Origin of the sequence: Microvirga lotononidis (assembly GCF_034627025.1) — a bacterium.
Lineage (GTDB): Bacteria > Pseudomonadota > Alphaproteobacteria > Rhizobiales > Beijerinckiaceae > Microvirga > Microvirga lotononidis.
Genome location: NZ_CP141050.1, coordinates 484,116 through 498,262, shown reverse-complemented (window position 1 = coordinate 498,262; position 14,147 = coordinate 484,116). Strand labels below are relative to the sequence as shown.

Below are 14,147 nucleotides of genomic sequence, written 5' to 3'. Positions count from 1 at the left end.
CAAGGAAGGCAACTTTCTTATGTCACAAGGCGAGATTGCCACAACAATTCCGGTGCGCCAGATCGGAGCATCGACGCCGCGATCGATTGGTGCCGTTGTCGGGCGCCATGACCTTCCGCGACAGCGTATTGAGCCTGTGTCGGCATCCACCAGAGGTGTGCCGCGATGGCTGCGGCGCGCCTCCGGACCCGTTCTTGTCGTTCTCCTGTGGCAGTTCGCTTCCCTCACTGGCCTCCTTCCAGAGGAGGTTCTCGCTGGTCCGGCCACGGTGATCTCCAGTGCAACCAACCTCCTCACAACCGGTGAGTTGCAACAGGCGATGTGGATCTCGCTCATGCGGGCCCTCGTCGGTCTTGCGATCGGTGGATCGGTCGGCGTGACACTGGCTCTCTGCGCGGGGTTGTTTCGGCTCGGCGAGGATTTGGTCGACGCGACCATGCAGATGCTGCGGACCGTGCCGAACGTTGCGCTGATTCCTCTGCTGATCATCTGGTTTGGGATTGGCGAGGCGCCCAAGATCGCCCTGATTGCACTTGGGACTGCGTTCCCGCTCTATCTCAATGTTTACGCAGGCATCCGGAATGTCGATTCCACGCTGATCGAGGCGGGGCGCACCCTCGGACTGTCCCGCGCGGGTCTGATCCGGCATGTCATCCTCCCTGGAGCCTTGCCCAATGCCCTGGTGGGGTTGCGCTACTCCTTGGGCATCGCGTGGCTAGCCTTGGTCTTCGGCGAGCAGATCAATGCGACGGCTGGCATCGGCTATCTGATGGCCAACGCACGCGAATTCTTTCAGACAGACGTCATCGTGGTTTGCCTTGTCGTCTACGCGTTTCTTGGCCTTGCCGTCGATTTTACAGTCAGAACACTTGAAAAGGTTCTTCTCTCATGGCGACCGGCGTTCAGCGGAACTTAACCAAGCCCAACCAACCGGCCGAGAACCGGAGCCAGCAACGCCAAGTCCGAGGCGGGCACGCGGCCCGAGTCCGGGGTCTCACCCGACGCTTCGGCGAACGCGAGGTCCTGAACAATCTCGACCTCGACATTGCACCGGGAGAGTTCGTCGCCCTTCTCGGGGCGAGCGGGTGCGGCAAGAGCACGTTGCTTCGCGTTCTGGCGGATCTTGATCGCGAAATCGCCGGTACCGTTGAGGTTGCAGCTCAGCGAGCGGTCGCTTTCCAGGCGCCGCGCCTGATGCCGTGGAAAACAGTATGGCGCAACGTCGTCCTTGGCCTTCCGGGGCGGCCAGACCGATCGAAGGCCGTTGCCGCCCTTGACGAAGTGGGGATCAGCCACCGTGCCGATGTCTGGCCGAAGGTGCTGTCGGGCGGCGAAGCACAGCGCGCCTCGCTTGCGCGCGCCTTGGTCCGGGAACCGGACCTGCTCCTGCTCGATGAGCCCTTTGCCGCCTTGGATGCGCTGACGCGCATCAAGGCGCAGTCGCTTGTCGCGGAACTCTGGCAGCGTCATCGCTGCGCGGTCTTGCTTGTGACGCACGACGTCGAGGAAGCGGTTTTGCTGGCCGACCGCGTTCTCGTGATGAAGGATGGCATTATCGCCCACGAAGAGACAATCGCGATGCCCCGCCCACGCAACGTGGCTGCTCCACAGTTCGGCCGCATCCGGACCAATCTGCTCGGATGGCTCGGCGTGCATGAACCCCATTGATGTTGGGAGTCGACCCCTGCAGCAGCCGCCTCCATTTCGACACCGCAGTTGGATCTCGACCATGGCCCACAACAAACAGCAGATGCTTGCTCTGACGGCTGATGTGCTGGTGATCGGGGGCGGGTTGGCTGGAACCTGGGCCGCCTCTGCGGCACGGCGTGCTGGGGCCTCCGTCATTCTTGTCGACAAAGGTTACTGCGGCACCAGCGGCGTGACCGCGACCGCTGGTCCCGGTCACTGGTGGATCCCTCCCGATCCTGCCGAACTTCGCGAGACCGCGATCCGAAACAGACTGAAAACCGGGTTCGGCCTGAACGACCCGCGTTGGATGGCACGGATACTGGATAAGACGTGGACGACGCTTCCGACCCTCGAGGGCTTCTATGACTTCTCTCGGGATCCAAACGGGGTTGTTCAGTATCGGGCACTGCGCGGTCCCGAGTACATGCGCGCGCTTCGCCACCTCATCGATAGCTTGGGTGTCACTGTCCTTGACCATAGCCCGGCGCTGGAACTGATCCAGCGGCCAGACGGATCCGTGAGTGGGGCTCGAGGCGTCAGACGCCAGACGGGGGAGGATTGGCAGGTAGAGGCCGGAGCCGTCGTGCTTGCGACCGGCGGCACGTCTTTCCTGTCACGCTTGTTGGGTTCACACACGAACACCGGTGATGGGTACCTCATGGCCGCGGAAGCGGGTGCGGAACTCTCGGGCATGGAATTCACGAGCTACTATACGGTTGCTCCGGCCCGATCGACCATGACGCGGTCGATGTCCTATGCATTTGCAACCTACTACGATGAGAGTGGGTCAGTGATCCCGATACCTGCAGGACCGGAAACGACGCGGCCGCTCGCGCGAGCCCTGTTGCGCGGGCGCGTCTTCTGCGATCTTCATCGCACCCCGGACGATATCCGGGCGCGGGTGCCGACGATCTCCCCCAATTTTCTGTTGCCGTTCCGGCGCTGGGGCATCGATCCTTATCGTGACCGCTTCGAGGTTACCTTGCACGGTGAGGGGACGATTCGTGGGATCGGAGGGCTCAGGATCACCACCGAAGACTGCCAGACTTCTGTCCCGGGTCTCTATGCGGCTGGCGATGCGGCAACCCGCGAGCTGGTCGCTGGCGCGATCTCCGGCGGCGGAAACATCAACTCGGCGTGGGCCGTCTCGTCCGGGCAGTGGGCTGGCGCGGGTGCTGCGCGGTTTGCCAAGGCCAATGGCCCGGCAAGCCCTGGACATGCGCTCGGTCAGGCGGGTCTGCGCCCTGCCGGATCTGTAGCCAATGTGGATCTGCGGGAATGCCTGAACCTGGTCCAAGATGAAATGCTTTCATATAACAAGAACATCTTTCGCGACGGTGGGCGCCTTCGGCATTCCGTTGACGTCCTGGAGCGCGCGTGGCGCGATGTTTCCGCCAAGGCCCTTGGTGTGGGCGAGCATCGGCTCCGGACCCGAGAAGTCGCCGCCATGCTGGCGACGGCCCGCTGGTGTGCCGCTTCGGCATTGGCGCGCGATGAAAGCCGCGGCATGCACCAACGGGAGGACCGGCCAACAACCGAAGCACAGTTCAACCATCGCATTCTGGTTGGCGGCTTGGGTACGGTCTGGACCAGAGGCGATCAAAGGCAAGCCTTGGAGCTCGCATCATGATCGAACTCATTGTTGCGGATCGATGCACAAGTTGCAACACCTGTGTCAGCGTCTGTCCGACCAACGTTCTTGAAGCTGTACCTGGCGGGCCTCCGCTCATTGCGCGGAAGGATGACTGCCAGACTTGCTTCATGTGTGAACTCTATTGCGAGCCGGATGCGATCTATGTTGCTCCGGATTGCGAGGGGTCAACTCCGACTGATGAGGCTGCGATCGTCGCCTCGGGCCTTCTCGGCGAGTTCCGACGCCATCACGGCTGGCATGAATGGGCTGGCGATCCTCGTTACCCCAACGAACATTGGCGGATGGAGAGTGTCTTCCTGCGCGCCAGAGATATGGCCGCTGCTGGAGGAGCGACTCGAGACGATCGTTAGCCATTCATCTTCCGTCAGATCTCGATTCACGGGTGACCAAAACCCTCCCATCCCGCAGAGGACAATACGATGCCTTCTTCAATCTCCGAATCGTTGAACGGACGCCTTGCGGCTCTTCACACCGAGCGCGTCGCGACCTGGGCGCCCGAGGACCTCGCCGTCAATGTCAATCAACGCCAGCTCCTCACCGAAACCATCGACCGAGCCAGCATCGTCAAGCCCGGCGATGTGGTGGAAACATTCAGTTTGCTTGATGTCGAAGGTGGAACGCTCTCGCTCGAGGAGCTTGTCGCCTCAGGTCCCGTCGTGCTGGTCTTCTTCCGCTTCGCCGGCTGCCCTGCCTGCAACATCGCTCTACCCTACTACGAGCAGCACCTTGCTCGCCCCCTGTCTGAGTTGGGCGTTCGGCTCGTTGCCGTCAGCCCGCAGATCCCTGAGCGTCTTGTCGACATCAAGAGAGTGCGCGGATTGAGTTTTGATGTGGCCTCGGACCAGGATGCGAACCTCGCGCGCCGCTTCAACATTCTCTACACCTTTGATGAAGCCTCTCAAACGGCGGCACTCGCTAAAGGAAAGCCCATCGGGGACATCACAGGGACCGGGACATGGGAACTGCCCATGCCTGCCGTGGTCGTGATCGACGAAGACCGCATCGTTCGTTTTGCGGATGTGAGCCCGGACTGGCTCGAACGCACCGAAGCCGAGGCCATTGTTGATGTCGTTGCCCGTTTGGTTGCCGACAGAAAGCTTGCGGCACAGGGCTAAGGCGCAGGGCTCCCCACCGTCAATTTCTGAGTTGAAAAGGAATACCATGAGCACGATTCATATTGTTGGGTTCTCGGGGAACCTGCACCGTCCGTCAAAGACCAGGTCTCTTGTCGAGACCGTCGGTGCGGCGGTTGTGGCTGACCGCCCTTACCGATTCGACCTGTTCGACGTCGTGGATGCCGCACCAGGCCTTGGCTCAGCCACGAGTAGGCAGGAGCTATCGCTCCCCTCAAAGCGGGTTATTGATGCCATTGAACAGGCCGACGCCTTGATCATCGGTTCGCCCGTTTACAAAGGCGCCTATACAGGGCTCTTCAAGCATGTCTTCGACCTCGTGGACCCCTTGGCTCTTACGGGAAAGCCGGTCTTGATCACTGCAACCGGCGGCGGCCCCCGTCATGCTCTCGTGGTTGAACACGTCCTGAGGCCTCTCTTCGGCTTCTTCGCAGCCCTGACCGTCCCGACGGCTGTTTATGCGAGCGATGCGGACTTCAAGGATGGGAAGCTGAACGATAGTGGGATTCAAGGGCGAGCGAACGAGGCTGCGGCACAACTCGTCAGGCTGATCGGGGATAGTTCAGAGGGTACCCGCGCTGATTGGGCGCCGTCCCTCGACACGCGTAGGTCTGTCCGAGCGGCTGTTTGATAAATCATCACGGATATCGAAAGAAGGACCCATGACGGATCATCATCACGACCACGGCGACCCATCCCATTCTCATGAAGCCGAGGAGCGATGGAAGCACGACGGCGTTCGTGTCATCAAAGGCGACAGACTCGACTCCAATACGGCCCAAACGCCAGGCATGTTCCGCCAGGCTGCAATCAATCACGCCCGAGTCGGCGCCCAGAAGATTTGGGCCGGTACGGTCTCGATCCAAGCCAATGCCAAAACCGGGGTGCATCATCATGGTGAACTCGAGAGCGTCATTTTCGTGGTACGCGGCCGCGCGCGCATGCGGTGGGGAGACCATCTGGAGTATGTGGCGGAGGCGGGACCGGGTGACTTTATCTACGTGCCACCGTATGTCCCGCACCAAGAGATCAACGCCAGCCCAGACGAGCCACTCGAGTGTGTTCTCGTGCGATCGGATAATGAAGCGGTTGTCGTCAATATCACAGATATCGACCCGGTCGAAACGCCCGAGGAGATCTACTGGGTCGACCCGATTCACAAGCAGCCCTGAACGATGGGCATAACAGCCTGGCCATTCCCGAAATCATCAGCGCCGGATCTCCTCATGAACTCTATCCGCGTCACATCGATCCTTGTCGCCCTGCTGGCGACCTTTCCTGCACTTGCTCATACCGGTGTCGGAAGCAGCGCCAGCTTCTTCGGAGGTCTGGCGCATCCTCTCACAGGCGCCGATCACTTAATGGCAATGGTCGCCGTGGGACTGTGGGCCCGTCTACTCGGGCAGCGTGCGCTTGCCCTTCTCCCCATCTCCTTCCTGGTCGCGATGCTTGCAGGTGCTTTGGCGGCTATGACTAGGCTGGCGCTCCCGATGGTGGAGGCGGGGATTCTCATGTCAATTCCTGTGCTTTGGGCAGCTATCGCTTTCCGGGTCAAACCGCCGATGGTGATCGCAGCTGCGCTTTGCGCTGTGTTCGCATTCGCTCATGGCTTCGCCCATGGGGCGGAACTGACGGAGGGGGCCAGTCCGACTCTGTACTCCGTTGGCTTCCTGTCAGCGACATGCGTTCTCATTTTCTCCGGTGCCCGCATCGCGCGCTGGGTGCTCGCTCGTACTGAAGCAGCGAAGCACTAGGGAGGGTCCGCGTCGGTGACAGGGCAGACAAAGAACTTGATCACCAGCGCATTCGGAAGCGTACAATACAGAACCTTATCGTCATGGACCGGTTTTCGACTGACCTGTCCATGACGAGGCATCACCATCGATCAGACCGCAAGGCGATCGCCCTGGCCATTCGTCGGAAATGCTTTGGGATGGTGCCATCAAAGTTGAAGATGCGCATACGACACGCGGTGAAAAGAAAAAAACGCTCAGTTTCTTCGTTCTTTTAGAAGAACATTTCGTTTGACAAAGCGTATTATTCTCGACACTCTCGATCCTAAGCTTATGGCTGTAAGCACAGTATAAGTAAAGCGATACGGGTTCAAGAATAGGCGCGTGGCAGGCAACCTCGTTGGTAGAAAGTCTAGCCGCTCGGTGCTTGTTGAGCGTGTCAATTCCAGAAGGAATGCATCGATGACGGCGACTTCACTCCGCCCCCGCGTTGCGGCGTCCGAAAATCACGTTGATGCGGCAATCCGGCTGGCATCCATCTTCGCGGAGAGTGCGGCTGATCTCGATCTCACTGGAGCATTCCCAACCGGAAACTTCCGTCTGCTGCATCAATCTGGTCTGGTTGCATTGACCGCGCCTGTTGAACTGGGCGGCTCTGGTGCGGGACTCACCGAAGCCGCTGAGGTGATCCGGGAGATTGCCCGGGGTGAGCCCTCGACGGCGTTGATCCTGATCATGCAGTACATCAATCTGGCACAGTTGCTCAAAGGGCGGTGGCCGGAGCATCTGGTCCGCGCCGTTGCCCGCGATGCGACAGAGCGTGGTGCATTGATCAATGCACTTCGTGTTGAGCCTGCCCTTGGCACCCCGCTCCGCGGCGGGCTTCCGGACACGACAGCACGACGCGTTGGCGAGGCATGGCTGATCAGCGGAAGGAAGATCTACTCAACCGGCGCGGAAGGTCTCACGTGGGCCATCGTTTGGGCGAAAACAGACGAGGATGAGCCCCGTGTGGGAGGCTTTCTGGTCCCAGTCCAAGCCCCAGGTGTCCGGATCGAGAGGACTTGGAACCCAATAGGTATGCGTGCCACGGGAAGCCACGATGTCGTCTTTGACGAGGTGCGGGTTCCCCTCGACCATGCCGTTGATATTCGGGCGCCCTCTGAGTGGGCCACCCGGGAGGGACAAGCGTCCTGGTTCGGAATCCTGCCCGGAGCCCTCTATACTGGTATCGCTGAAGCGGCGCGTGATTGGCTCGTGCGGTTCTTAAAGGACCGTGTTCCCAGCAACCTTGGTCGATCCCTTGCGACGGTACCCCGCATCCAACAGGCCGTTGGAGAAATCGAGGAGCTGCTTGCTGTCAGTCGACGCCTGATCAGATCCGCAGCAAGGGATGTCGATGAGGGGCGTCCTTTAAGCCAGTCGGAGGCCGGTCTCATTAAAGTGGTCACCACCGAAAACGCCATTGCCGCGGTCGAAAAAGCACTGAAGCTCTCGGGCAATCACGGCGTTTCGCGCGCCAACCCCCTCGAACGTCATTATCGCGATGTTCTCTGTGGTCGCATTCACAGCCCCCAGGAAGACACGGCCCGGACCAGTGCCGGTCTGCTCGCCTTAGGTCTCTAGTCCACTCTCTCGGAGGATCTTATGCCAATTGAATTCATCGGGTACATCGGGAACTTCAATGCGTCGGAGGCCATTGCCCGCTCAGGCCCCGTCATCAACCGCCAACACATCGCCGCGGCAGCTGCCATTCACGAGAATGGAGGATTCGACCGGGCGCTGCTGGCATTCCACTCCACCTCGCCGGAAAGCATTCTGGTGGGGCAGTATGTGACATCCATCACACGCCACCTCAAGCTGATGATCGCCCACCGGCCCGGGTTCACGGCACCGACGGTTGCGGCCCGGCAATTGGCGACCCTTGACCATTTGAGCGACGGCCGGATCGCCGTCCATATCATCACCGGCGGGAACGATCAGGAGCTGGCGCAGGATGGCGATCATCTGACGAAGGACGAACGATACGCCCGCACCAGTGAGTATCTCGACATTGTCCGGCAGGAATGGACGAGCCAGCAGCCGTTCGATTATCACGGGAAATACTATAAGGTCGTGCGTGGCTTCTCCGAGGTGAAGCCGCAAGGCCCGGACGGAATCCCCGTCTACTTTGGCGGCTCGTCCGAAGCGGCGCTCGCAGTGGCAGGCAAGCACGCCGATGTTTATGCGCTTTGGGGTGAGACCTACGCACAGGTCGCAGAGACCATTGAGCGCGTACGTGCGGCCGCGGCTCCCTTTGGGCGGGCTCCTCGCTTCAGTCTCTCCCTCCGCCCCATTCTCGCGGAAACCGAAGAGGCGGCATGGGCAAAAGCTGATCGGATCCTCCAGCGTGCCAAAGCGCTTCGTGCTGCTGGCGGCGAACGCTTGATCAGGAACGGTTCCGAGGCGCCGCCGAACGAGGGATCGCGTCGCCTGTTGGCCGCTGCGGCACAGGGAACTCGGCTGGACAAGCGCCTTTGGACCGAGATCGCCGCTCTGACTGGGGCCAGCGGCAACTCGACATCGCTGGTTGGGACGCCGGATCAAGTCGCCGACGCTATGCTTGACTATTACGACCTGGGCATCACGACCTTCCTCATTCGTGGCTTCGATCCACTCGAGGATGCCTTCCAATACGGCCGTGATCTCATCCCGCGTGTCCGTGCACTTGTTGCTCAGCGTGACAAGGCAGCGCCTCGCGAAGCGGCGGCGTGAGAAAAGCGACAGACAGAGCCGTTCCGACCCACATTGACTGTGAAATCACCCATCAGGCCGATGATTGGAGACTGACGATGAGCTGGATTCAGAAGACTGCGACCCGAGCGGAGAATGATACTGCGATCAACCGAACCGATCGCCGGGCATTTCTCAAGGCAGCGGGAGCACTCGGACTTGCGGCCCCACTGGGCGCGCTGTCGATCGGCAACCTTGCGGCACAATCGGTCCCTGCTGGAGGGCCGCTGAAGAAGATCAGGTTTGCGACGAATGCCACCGCAATCTGCCTCGCGCCGGTGTTTGTGGCGCTCGAGCATGGTATTTTCAAGAAGTATGGGCTCGACGTCGAACTCGTGAACTTCGGTGCCTCGACGGAGGCGTTGCTTGAGGCGATTGCGACCGGGAAGGCCGACGGCGGCGTCGGTATGGCGCTGCGCTGGCTAAAAGCCCTTGAGCAGGGCTTCGATGTCAAGATCACAGCTGGCACTCACGGCGGCTGCTCACGGCTTGTCGCGTTGAAGTCAGCGGGGATCACCGATCTCAGCCAATTGAAGGGCAAGAAGATCGGTATTTCCGATCTTGCCAGCCCCGGAAAGAACTTCTTCTCAATTCTGCTGCACAAGGAAGGACTCGATCCCGTCGCCGACGTGGAGTGGCGGCAGTACCCGGGTGAGTTGCTGCAGCTCGCCGCGGAGAAGGGAGAGATCGATGCTATCGCAGACGGCGATCCAAAAGCTTACTTCTGGCTCAGAGACCCGAAATACCTCCAGATTGCGTCCAATCTCGATCATGGTTTCGAAAACCGCGTCTGCTGCATCGTTGGTCTCACAGGGCGTTTGGTGCGTGAGGACAAGCCGACAGCGGCTGCGCTCACTCGTGCCCTTCTGGAGGCGCAGGATTGGACCGTTGCAAGGCCTGAGGATGCCGCTCGGGTCTTCCTGCCCAATGCTCCCAAAGACAAGAGCATCGAGGATCTCGTCGGCGTCCTGCTTGATCAAACGCATGGCCATAATCCCACGGGCGCGGATCTTCGTCAGGAGATCGCACTGTATGCCCAAGAGCTCCGCGATGTCAGCGTCTTCAAGAAATCGACGGATCCGGAAAAATTCGCGGAGCGCGTCTTCGCCGATGTCCTGACGGCATGAGGAGCGGACGATGAGTTTGATCGAACCGGCGTTCTCCAAAGGCGCTGTCGAGCAGGGCGCGTCAATTAGAACCCGCCCTGCCCTTTGGGGCCTCGGATTGGTGGCGGCCGCGTCTTGGATTGCCGCCGCCGCCGTCATCGAGCTTTGGCCCGAAACGGTTCCGCAACCCTACGGCCGCGAGCTTGCGTTGATCGCAGTTGCGATCTCTCTTGTCCTGATCATCGTTACCCTCACAGGGCGGGCACTGGGTGCTGTTGCGACGACAGTCCGCTATTACGGCGCTTGGGCAATCGCTGCCGCTTTGGGTCTCATCGCCTGGGAAGTTGTAACCGCGAAAACGGGTCTGTTGCCGGTCCCATTTTTCTCGTCTCCCCAGAGCATTCTCGAAGTTTTCCTGGACGATTGGAGCCGATTGGGCATCAGCGTCTCGTACTCGTTGGTTTTGCTGGCCAAGGGCTACTTCTTTGGGTCGCTCACCGGGTTCGTCCTTGGCGTGACGATCGGGTGGTCGCAGGCAGCGAGCTACTGGGTGCATCCAGTCCTTAGGATCATAGGCCCGCTGCCAGCGACCGCGTGGCTCCCGCTTGCCTTCTTCATCTTCCCCACAAGCGGATCAGCAAGCGTGTTCCTCATCGCGCTGGCCACCGCGTTTCCGGTGACGATCCTGACGTGGTCAGGAATCGCCAGTGTCAATCGCGACTATTATGACATCGCTCGGACTTTGGGCGCCAAGCCTGGCTTCCTGATTCTCAAGGTCGCAATTCCTGCCGCCTTGCCACATGTGTTCGTCGGGCTGTTCATGGGCCTCGGGACGTCATTTGCAGTTCTCGTCGTGGCAGAAATGCTGGGCGTCAAGGCTGGTCTCGGATGGTACCTGCAGTGGGCCCAAGGGTGGGCCGCTTACAACAACATGTATGCAGCCCTTCTAGTGATGGCGCTGATGTGCTCGACGCTGATTACCGTGTTGTTTCGGGTGCGTGACTGGACGCTCTCATGGCAGAAAGGGCTCGTCAGATGGTAGCGACGGCTTTGAACCGGACGATCCCGCCTGCGGTGGGCCAGCGGGTCGATATCTCAGGCCTTTCCCATCAGTTCGAGCTGGAAGGAGACCCACTGCCGGTCCTTGATGATGTGGACTTCTCGATCGAGCCGGGGTCGTTCGTGGCGCTGCTCGGTCCCTCGGGGTGCGGAAAGTCAACGCTTCTTCGTCTGCTGGCTGGCCTCGATCATCCCACCAAGGGTCAGCTTCGGGTTGATGGGTCACCAGTCGGAGACCCAGATCCTTCCCGGATTCTCGTCTTTCAAGATCCGACCCTCTTCCCGTGGCGGACTGTCTGGGACAATGTAGCGTTGGGGCTGGAGGCCCAAGGCATACTGAGGACGTCGAAATCCCGTATCGACGAAGCCATTCGGCTCGTGGGGCTTGAAGGCTTCGACAAAGCTTATCCGCATCAACTGTCCGGCGGAATGGCGCAGCGTGTGGCACTTGCCCGCGCGCTGGTGAACGATCCACGCCTTTTGCTGCTCGACGAACCGCTTGGAAAGCTGGACTCCCTCACGCGGCTGACGATGCAGACAGAACTCGTCAACCTCTGGCAGCGAGCTGGCCTGACTGCAGTCCTTGTGACCCATGATGTCGAGGAAGCAGTCTTCCTGGCTCAACGCGTGCTGATCTTTGGGCCGAGGCCCGCGCGCATTGTTGCCGATTTGACGGTTGATCTTCCCTATCCGCGCCATCGCGGCGACCCACGTCTCAGCGAGCTTCGGCGGGAGGCATTGGTCCACCTCGGTCTGGCCTCGACTTGGTAGTCTTAAGCTCAATGGAGTTTAGTATGAGAAACCTCAAATTTGGCGTGCAAACGTTCCTTGGAGCCGCTGCACTGATCGTCCCTCTCTGTGCTCAGGCTCACGTCAGCCTTGACAATAAAGAGGTGAGGGCTGGCAGCACCGTCAAGTTCGTGCTTGTGGTTCCTCACGGGTGTGCTGGTTCTCCCACTATAGCTTTGAAGGTCGCGCTTCCACCGGAATTGGCGGAGATCAAGCCGCAGCCAAAGCCAGGCTGGTTGTTGACCAGCAAGGTCGAGGAAAAGCGGGTGGCCGCAGCTGACGCGGAGATCGATGCCCACGGTGGCCACGGGGCAGAGATTCGGGAGATCACGTGGTCCGAGGGCAAGCTTGACGACGCGCACTATGACGAGTTCGTGTTTCGTGCAAAGGTTCGTGACAGCATTCCAGCATCGGAGATCTTCGTTCCCGTTGTTCAGCAATGCGAATCCGGAACGCAGCGTTGGATTGAGGTCCCGCAATCCGATCGGACCGCCAGCGAACTCAAGTATCCTGCGCCATCGGTTAAAATTCGTCCTGGCCCGTGAGTGTTCGTGTTCCAAAGCTATTAGGGCTTCTGGCAGTCATCTGCTTCGCTGCCCTTGGGCTTATGCTGTCGGCAGGCACTGCGTATGCGCACGCCCAACTAATCCGCTCTGATCCAGCTGATGGAATCCTTGTCGCAACGGCACCAGGAACGGTCACACTGACGTTTTCCGAGCCGGTTAGACCATTGGTTGCGCGCCTTGTGCAGCCGAGTGGCCAGATGGTAGTTTTGAAGGAGATCGGTGAGAAGAGCTCTGACATACGACTTACGCTTCCGGATAGTCTTGAGCACGGAACCTATACCTTATCATGGAGAGTAGCCTCAGGAGACGGGCATCCGATTGGAGGCGGCTTGGTGTTCTCAGTCGGGACTTCCAGTGGAGCCGCGCCGATGAGTGTCGGGCAATCCGATCCGATCATTCGTGTCGGACTCTGGTCGGCCCGGTTTATCTTGATGCTTAGTCTGATTATTGGTGTTGGCGGGGTCGGATACTTTACGCTGATTGGGCGCTACGACCCCAAGGCGGGAGACACGATTATTTCGGTCGCACTCTGCGCCGGCCTGGTTTCCACTCTTCCCCTACTCGCGCTCCAAGGCCTCGATTCATTGGGCGCGCCGCTCCCTGATCTGCTGACGGCAGCGGTTTGGAAGGCTGGACTGTATGCAACGAGTTACGGCGGGTCAATTTTGATTGCAGCGACTGCACTGACAGTGGCCTATGCGGCCCGATTGTTCAAATACACATCCAGCGCGGGCGTCCTGTTGTCATTGACAGCACTGCTCCTAACCGGAGTGGCGAGCGCGAGTGCGGGTCATGCTGCGACGGCGCCGCCGAGGGGGCTCACGACACTCGCAGTATTCCTGCATGTCGTTGCAGTCCTGCTCTGGATGGGCTCCCTCATCCCACTTGTCGTGACATTGACCCGAGAACGATCAGATGCGTCATGGATCCTGCGACAGTTCTCATCCTCAGTTCCGGGGATTGTCGCCATCCTCGGGGCTTCAGGATTGGTGTTGGCGGTTGTTCAGGTTCGGACCGTATCGGCGCTCTGGACGACGGACTATGGCGTCGTGCTTCTGGTCAAACTTGCCCTGGTCATCTCAATTCTGTTCTTAGCTCTAGTCAACCGGTATTGGTTGACGGAAGCTGTGATTGCGGACGACCGGCGTGCAACACGGTGGCTCATCCGCAGTGCGAGCACTGAGATCGTACTCGGCAGCCTCGTGATCGCGGTGCTCGGATTATGGCGCTTTACACCCCCTCCGCGTGCGCTGCTCTTAGCTCCATCTGACGTTGCCGTGCAATACACCAAGATCAGTAAAGATGGAGTCAGTGCAACACTGACAGCCAAGCCGCCGGTAGTCGGTCCGCTCAGGATCGAAGTCAGTGAAATTCGGATTGGCGGCGAACGAGTAAAGCCGCTTAGCGTCAAGATTGAACTCGACAAGCCGTCTTACGGGATTGGTCCCTTTGTTCGCGAGGCACGCCAGCAAGGGGACGTCTATCTCGGTGATGGGTTCGTGCTGCCTCTCGACGGGTTTTGGATTATTCGCGTGACGCTGCTGATCACGGAGTTCCGGTCAGTCACCCTGACTGACGTCTTCGACATCGCTAAGGGGACCTCTTAACGTTTGGTGGACAGTGGCTGGGTTTGGCGTGCTGACGCC

General features: G+C 59.9%; 15 protein-coding genes and 1 pseudogene. All 16 read left to right on the top strand.

Annotated elements, in window-relative coordinates; genetic code table 11:
• The first annotated feature begins 19 nt into the window (after window positions 1–19).
• The 16 genes and pseudogenes from U0023_RS31975 (at window position 20) to U0023_RS31905 (ending at window position 14,108) form a co-directional block, all read left to right on the top strand.
• Window positions 20–916 (top strand): ABC transporter permease subunit, encoded by an 897-nt coding sequence (locus U0023_RS31975; RefSeq protein ID WP_009490136.1) that lies wholly within the window; start codon window positions 20–22, stop codon window positions 914–916.
• Entirely contained in the window at window positions 889–1,668 is a 780-nt protein-coding gene (locus U0023_RS31970; protein ID WP_009490138.1) for an ABC transporter ATP-binding protein, read from the top strand. The genes U0023_RS31975 and U0023_RS31970 overlap by 28 nt, the downstream gene beginning before the upstream one ends.
• Before the next feature lie 61 nt (window positions 1,669–1,729).
• On the top strand, window positions 1,730–3,319 hold the full coding sequence (locus tag U0023_RS31965) for an FAD-binding protein (protein WP_009490140.1): 1,590 nt from the start codon (window positions 1,730–1,732) through the stop codon (window positions 3,317–3,319).
• Complete coding sequence (locus tag U0023_RS31960) at window positions 3,316–3,693, top strand: 4Fe-4S binding protein (RefSeq protein WP_009490142.1); 378 nt, start codon at window positions 3,316–3,318, stop codon at window positions 3,691–3,693. Before U0023_RS31965 ends, U0023_RS31960 begins: the two co-directional genes overlap by 4 nt.
• A 69-nt stretch (window positions 3,694–3,762) precedes the next feature.
• Entirely contained in the window at window positions 3,763–4,458 is a 696-nt protein-coding gene (locus U0023_RS31955; protein WP_009490144.1) for a peroxiredoxin-like family protein, read from the top strand.
• A 46-nt stretch (window positions 4,459–4,504) separates the two neighbouring features.
• Complete coding sequence (gene msuE / locus U0023_RS31950) at window positions 4,505–5,107, top strand: FMN reductase (RefSeq protein WP_009490146.1); 603 nt, start codon at window positions 4,505–4,507, stop codon at window positions 5,105–5,107.
• A gap of 31 nt (window positions 5,108–5,138) precedes the next feature.
• Entirely contained in the window at window positions 5,139–5,648 is a 510-nt protein-coding gene (locus U0023_RS31945) for a cupin domain-containing protein (RefSeq protein ID WP_009490148.1), read from the top strand.
• A gap of 54 nt (window positions 5,649–5,702) precedes the next feature.
• Window positions 5,703–6,230: a HupE/UreJ family protein gene (locus U0023_RS31940; protein WP_009490150.1), complete on the top strand. Its 528-nt coding sequence runs from the start codon at window positions 5,703–5,705 to the stop codon at window positions 6,228–6,230.
• A 441-nt stretch (window positions 6,231–6,671) separates the two neighbouring features.
• Window positions 6,672–7,835 carry an acyl-CoA dehydrogenase family protein gene (locus tag U0023_RS31935; protein ID WP_009490152.1) on the top strand — a complete coding sequence of 388 codons (1,164 nt, stop codon included), beginning with the start codon at window positions 6,672–6,674 and terminating at the stop codon, window positions 7,833–7,835.
• Between the two features lie 21 nt (window positions 7,836–7,856).
• Window positions 7,857–8,963, top strand: coding sequence for an LLM class flavin-dependent oxidoreductase (locus U0023_RS31930; protein WP_009490154.1), 1,107 nt, complete (start codon window positions 7,857–7,859; stop codon window positions 8,961–8,963).
• Window positions 8,964–9,040: 77 nt separating this feature from the next.
• Complete coding sequence (locus tag U0023_RS31925) at window positions 9,041–10,108, top strand: ABC transporter substrate-binding protein (protein ID WP_009490156.1); 1,068 nt, start codon at window positions 9,041–9,043, stop codon at window positions 10,106–10,108.
• Window positions 10,109–10,118: 10 nt separating this feature from the next.
• Window positions 10,119–11,129, top strand: a complete 1,011-nt coding sequence (locus tag U0023_RS31920) for an ABC transporter permease (protein WP_009490158.1) — start codon at window positions 10,119–10,121, stop codon at window positions 11,127–11,129.
• A complete protein-coding gene (locus tag U0023_RS31915; RefSeq protein ID WP_009490160.1) occupies window positions 11,123–11,917 on the top strand; it encodes an ABC transporter ATP-binding protein in 795 nt (264 codons plus the stop codon). The genes U0023_RS31920 and U0023_RS31915 overlap by 7 nt, the downstream gene beginning before the upstream one ends.
• A gap of 23 nt (window positions 11,918–11,940) precedes the next feature.
• Entirely contained in the window at window positions 11,941–12,480 is a 540-nt protein-coding gene (locus tag U0023_RS31910) for a YcnI family copper-binding membrane protein (RefSeq protein ID WP_009490162.1), read from the top strand.
• 62 nt (window positions 12,481–12,542) lie between these two features.
• A pseudogene (locus U0023_RS35830) lies at window positions 12,543–12,833 on the top strand (copper resistance CopC family protein); the annotation flags it as partial.
• Window positions 12,834–12,869: 36 nt separating this feature from the next.
• The gene (locus U0023_RS31905) at window positions 12,870–14,108 is read left to right on the top strand and encodes a copper resistance D family protein (RefSeq protein ID WP_009490164.1); all 1,239 of its coding nucleotides are present in this window, start codon (window positions 12,870–12,872) and stop codon (window positions 14,106–14,108) included.
• Window positions 14,109–14,147 lie beyond the last annotated feature (39 nt).

Excerpts from the sequence above, each read along its gene's own strand:
- U0023_RS31975 (WP_009490136.1), top strand. The coding sequence starts at position 20 with ATGTCACAAGGCGAGATTGCCACAACAATTCCGGTGCGCCAGATCGGA.
- U0023_RS31970 (WP_009490138.1), top strand. The coding sequence starts at position 889 with ATGGCGACCGGCGTTCAGCGGAACTTAACCAAGCCCAACCAACCGGCC.
- U0023_RS31965 (WP_009490140.1), top strand. The coding sequence starts at position 1,730 with ATGGCCCACAACAAACAGCAGATGCTTGCTCTGACGGCTGATGTGCTG.
- U0023_RS31960 (WP_009490142.1), top strand. The coding sequence starts at position 3,316 with ATGATCGAACTCATTGTTGCGGATCGATGCACAAGTTGCAACACCTGT.
- U0023_RS31955 (WP_009490144.1), top strand. The coding sequence starts at position 3,763 with ATGCCTTCTTCAATCTCCGAATCGTTGAACGGACGCCTTGCGGCTCTT.
- msuE (WP_009490146.1), top strand. The coding sequence starts at position 4,505 with ATGAGCACGATTCATATTGTTGGGTTCTCGGGGAACCTGCACCGTCCG.
- U0023_RS31945 (WP_009490148.1), top strand. The coding sequence starts at position 5,139 with ATGACGGATCATCATCACGACCACGGCGACCCATCCCATTCTCATGAA.
- U0023_RS31940 (WP_009490150.1), top strand. The coding sequence starts at position 5,703 with ATGAACTCTATCCGCGTCACATCGATCCTTGTCGCCCTGCTGGCGACC.
- U0023_RS31935 (WP_009490152.1), top strand. The coding sequence starts at position 6,672 with ATGACGGCGACTTCACTCCGCCCCCGCGTTGCGGCGTCCGAAAATCAC.
- U0023_RS31930 (WP_009490154.1), top strand. The coding sequence starts at position 7,857 with ATGCCAATTGAATTCATCGGGTACATCGGGAACTTCAATGCGTCGGAG.
- U0023_RS31925 (WP_009490156.1), top strand. The coding sequence starts at position 9,041 with ATGAGCTGGATTCAGAAGACTGCGACCCGAGCGGAGAATGATACTGCG.
- U0023_RS31920 (WP_009490158.1), top strand. The coding sequence starts at position 10,119 with ATGAGTTTGATCGAACCGGCGTTCTCCAAAGGCGCTGTCGAGCAGGGC.
- U0023_RS31915 (WP_009490160.1), top strand. The coding sequence starts at position 11,123 with ATGGTAGCGACGGCTTTGAACCGGACGATCCCGCCTGCGGTGGGCCAG.
- U0023_RS31910 (WP_009490162.1), top strand. The coding sequence starts at position 11,941 with ATGAGAAACCTCAAATTTGGCGTGCAAACGTTCCTTGGAGCCGCTGCA.
- U0023_RS31905 (WP_009490164.1), top strand. The coding sequence starts at position 12,870 with ATGAGTGTCGGGCAATCCGATCCGATCATTCGTGTCGGACTCTGGTCG.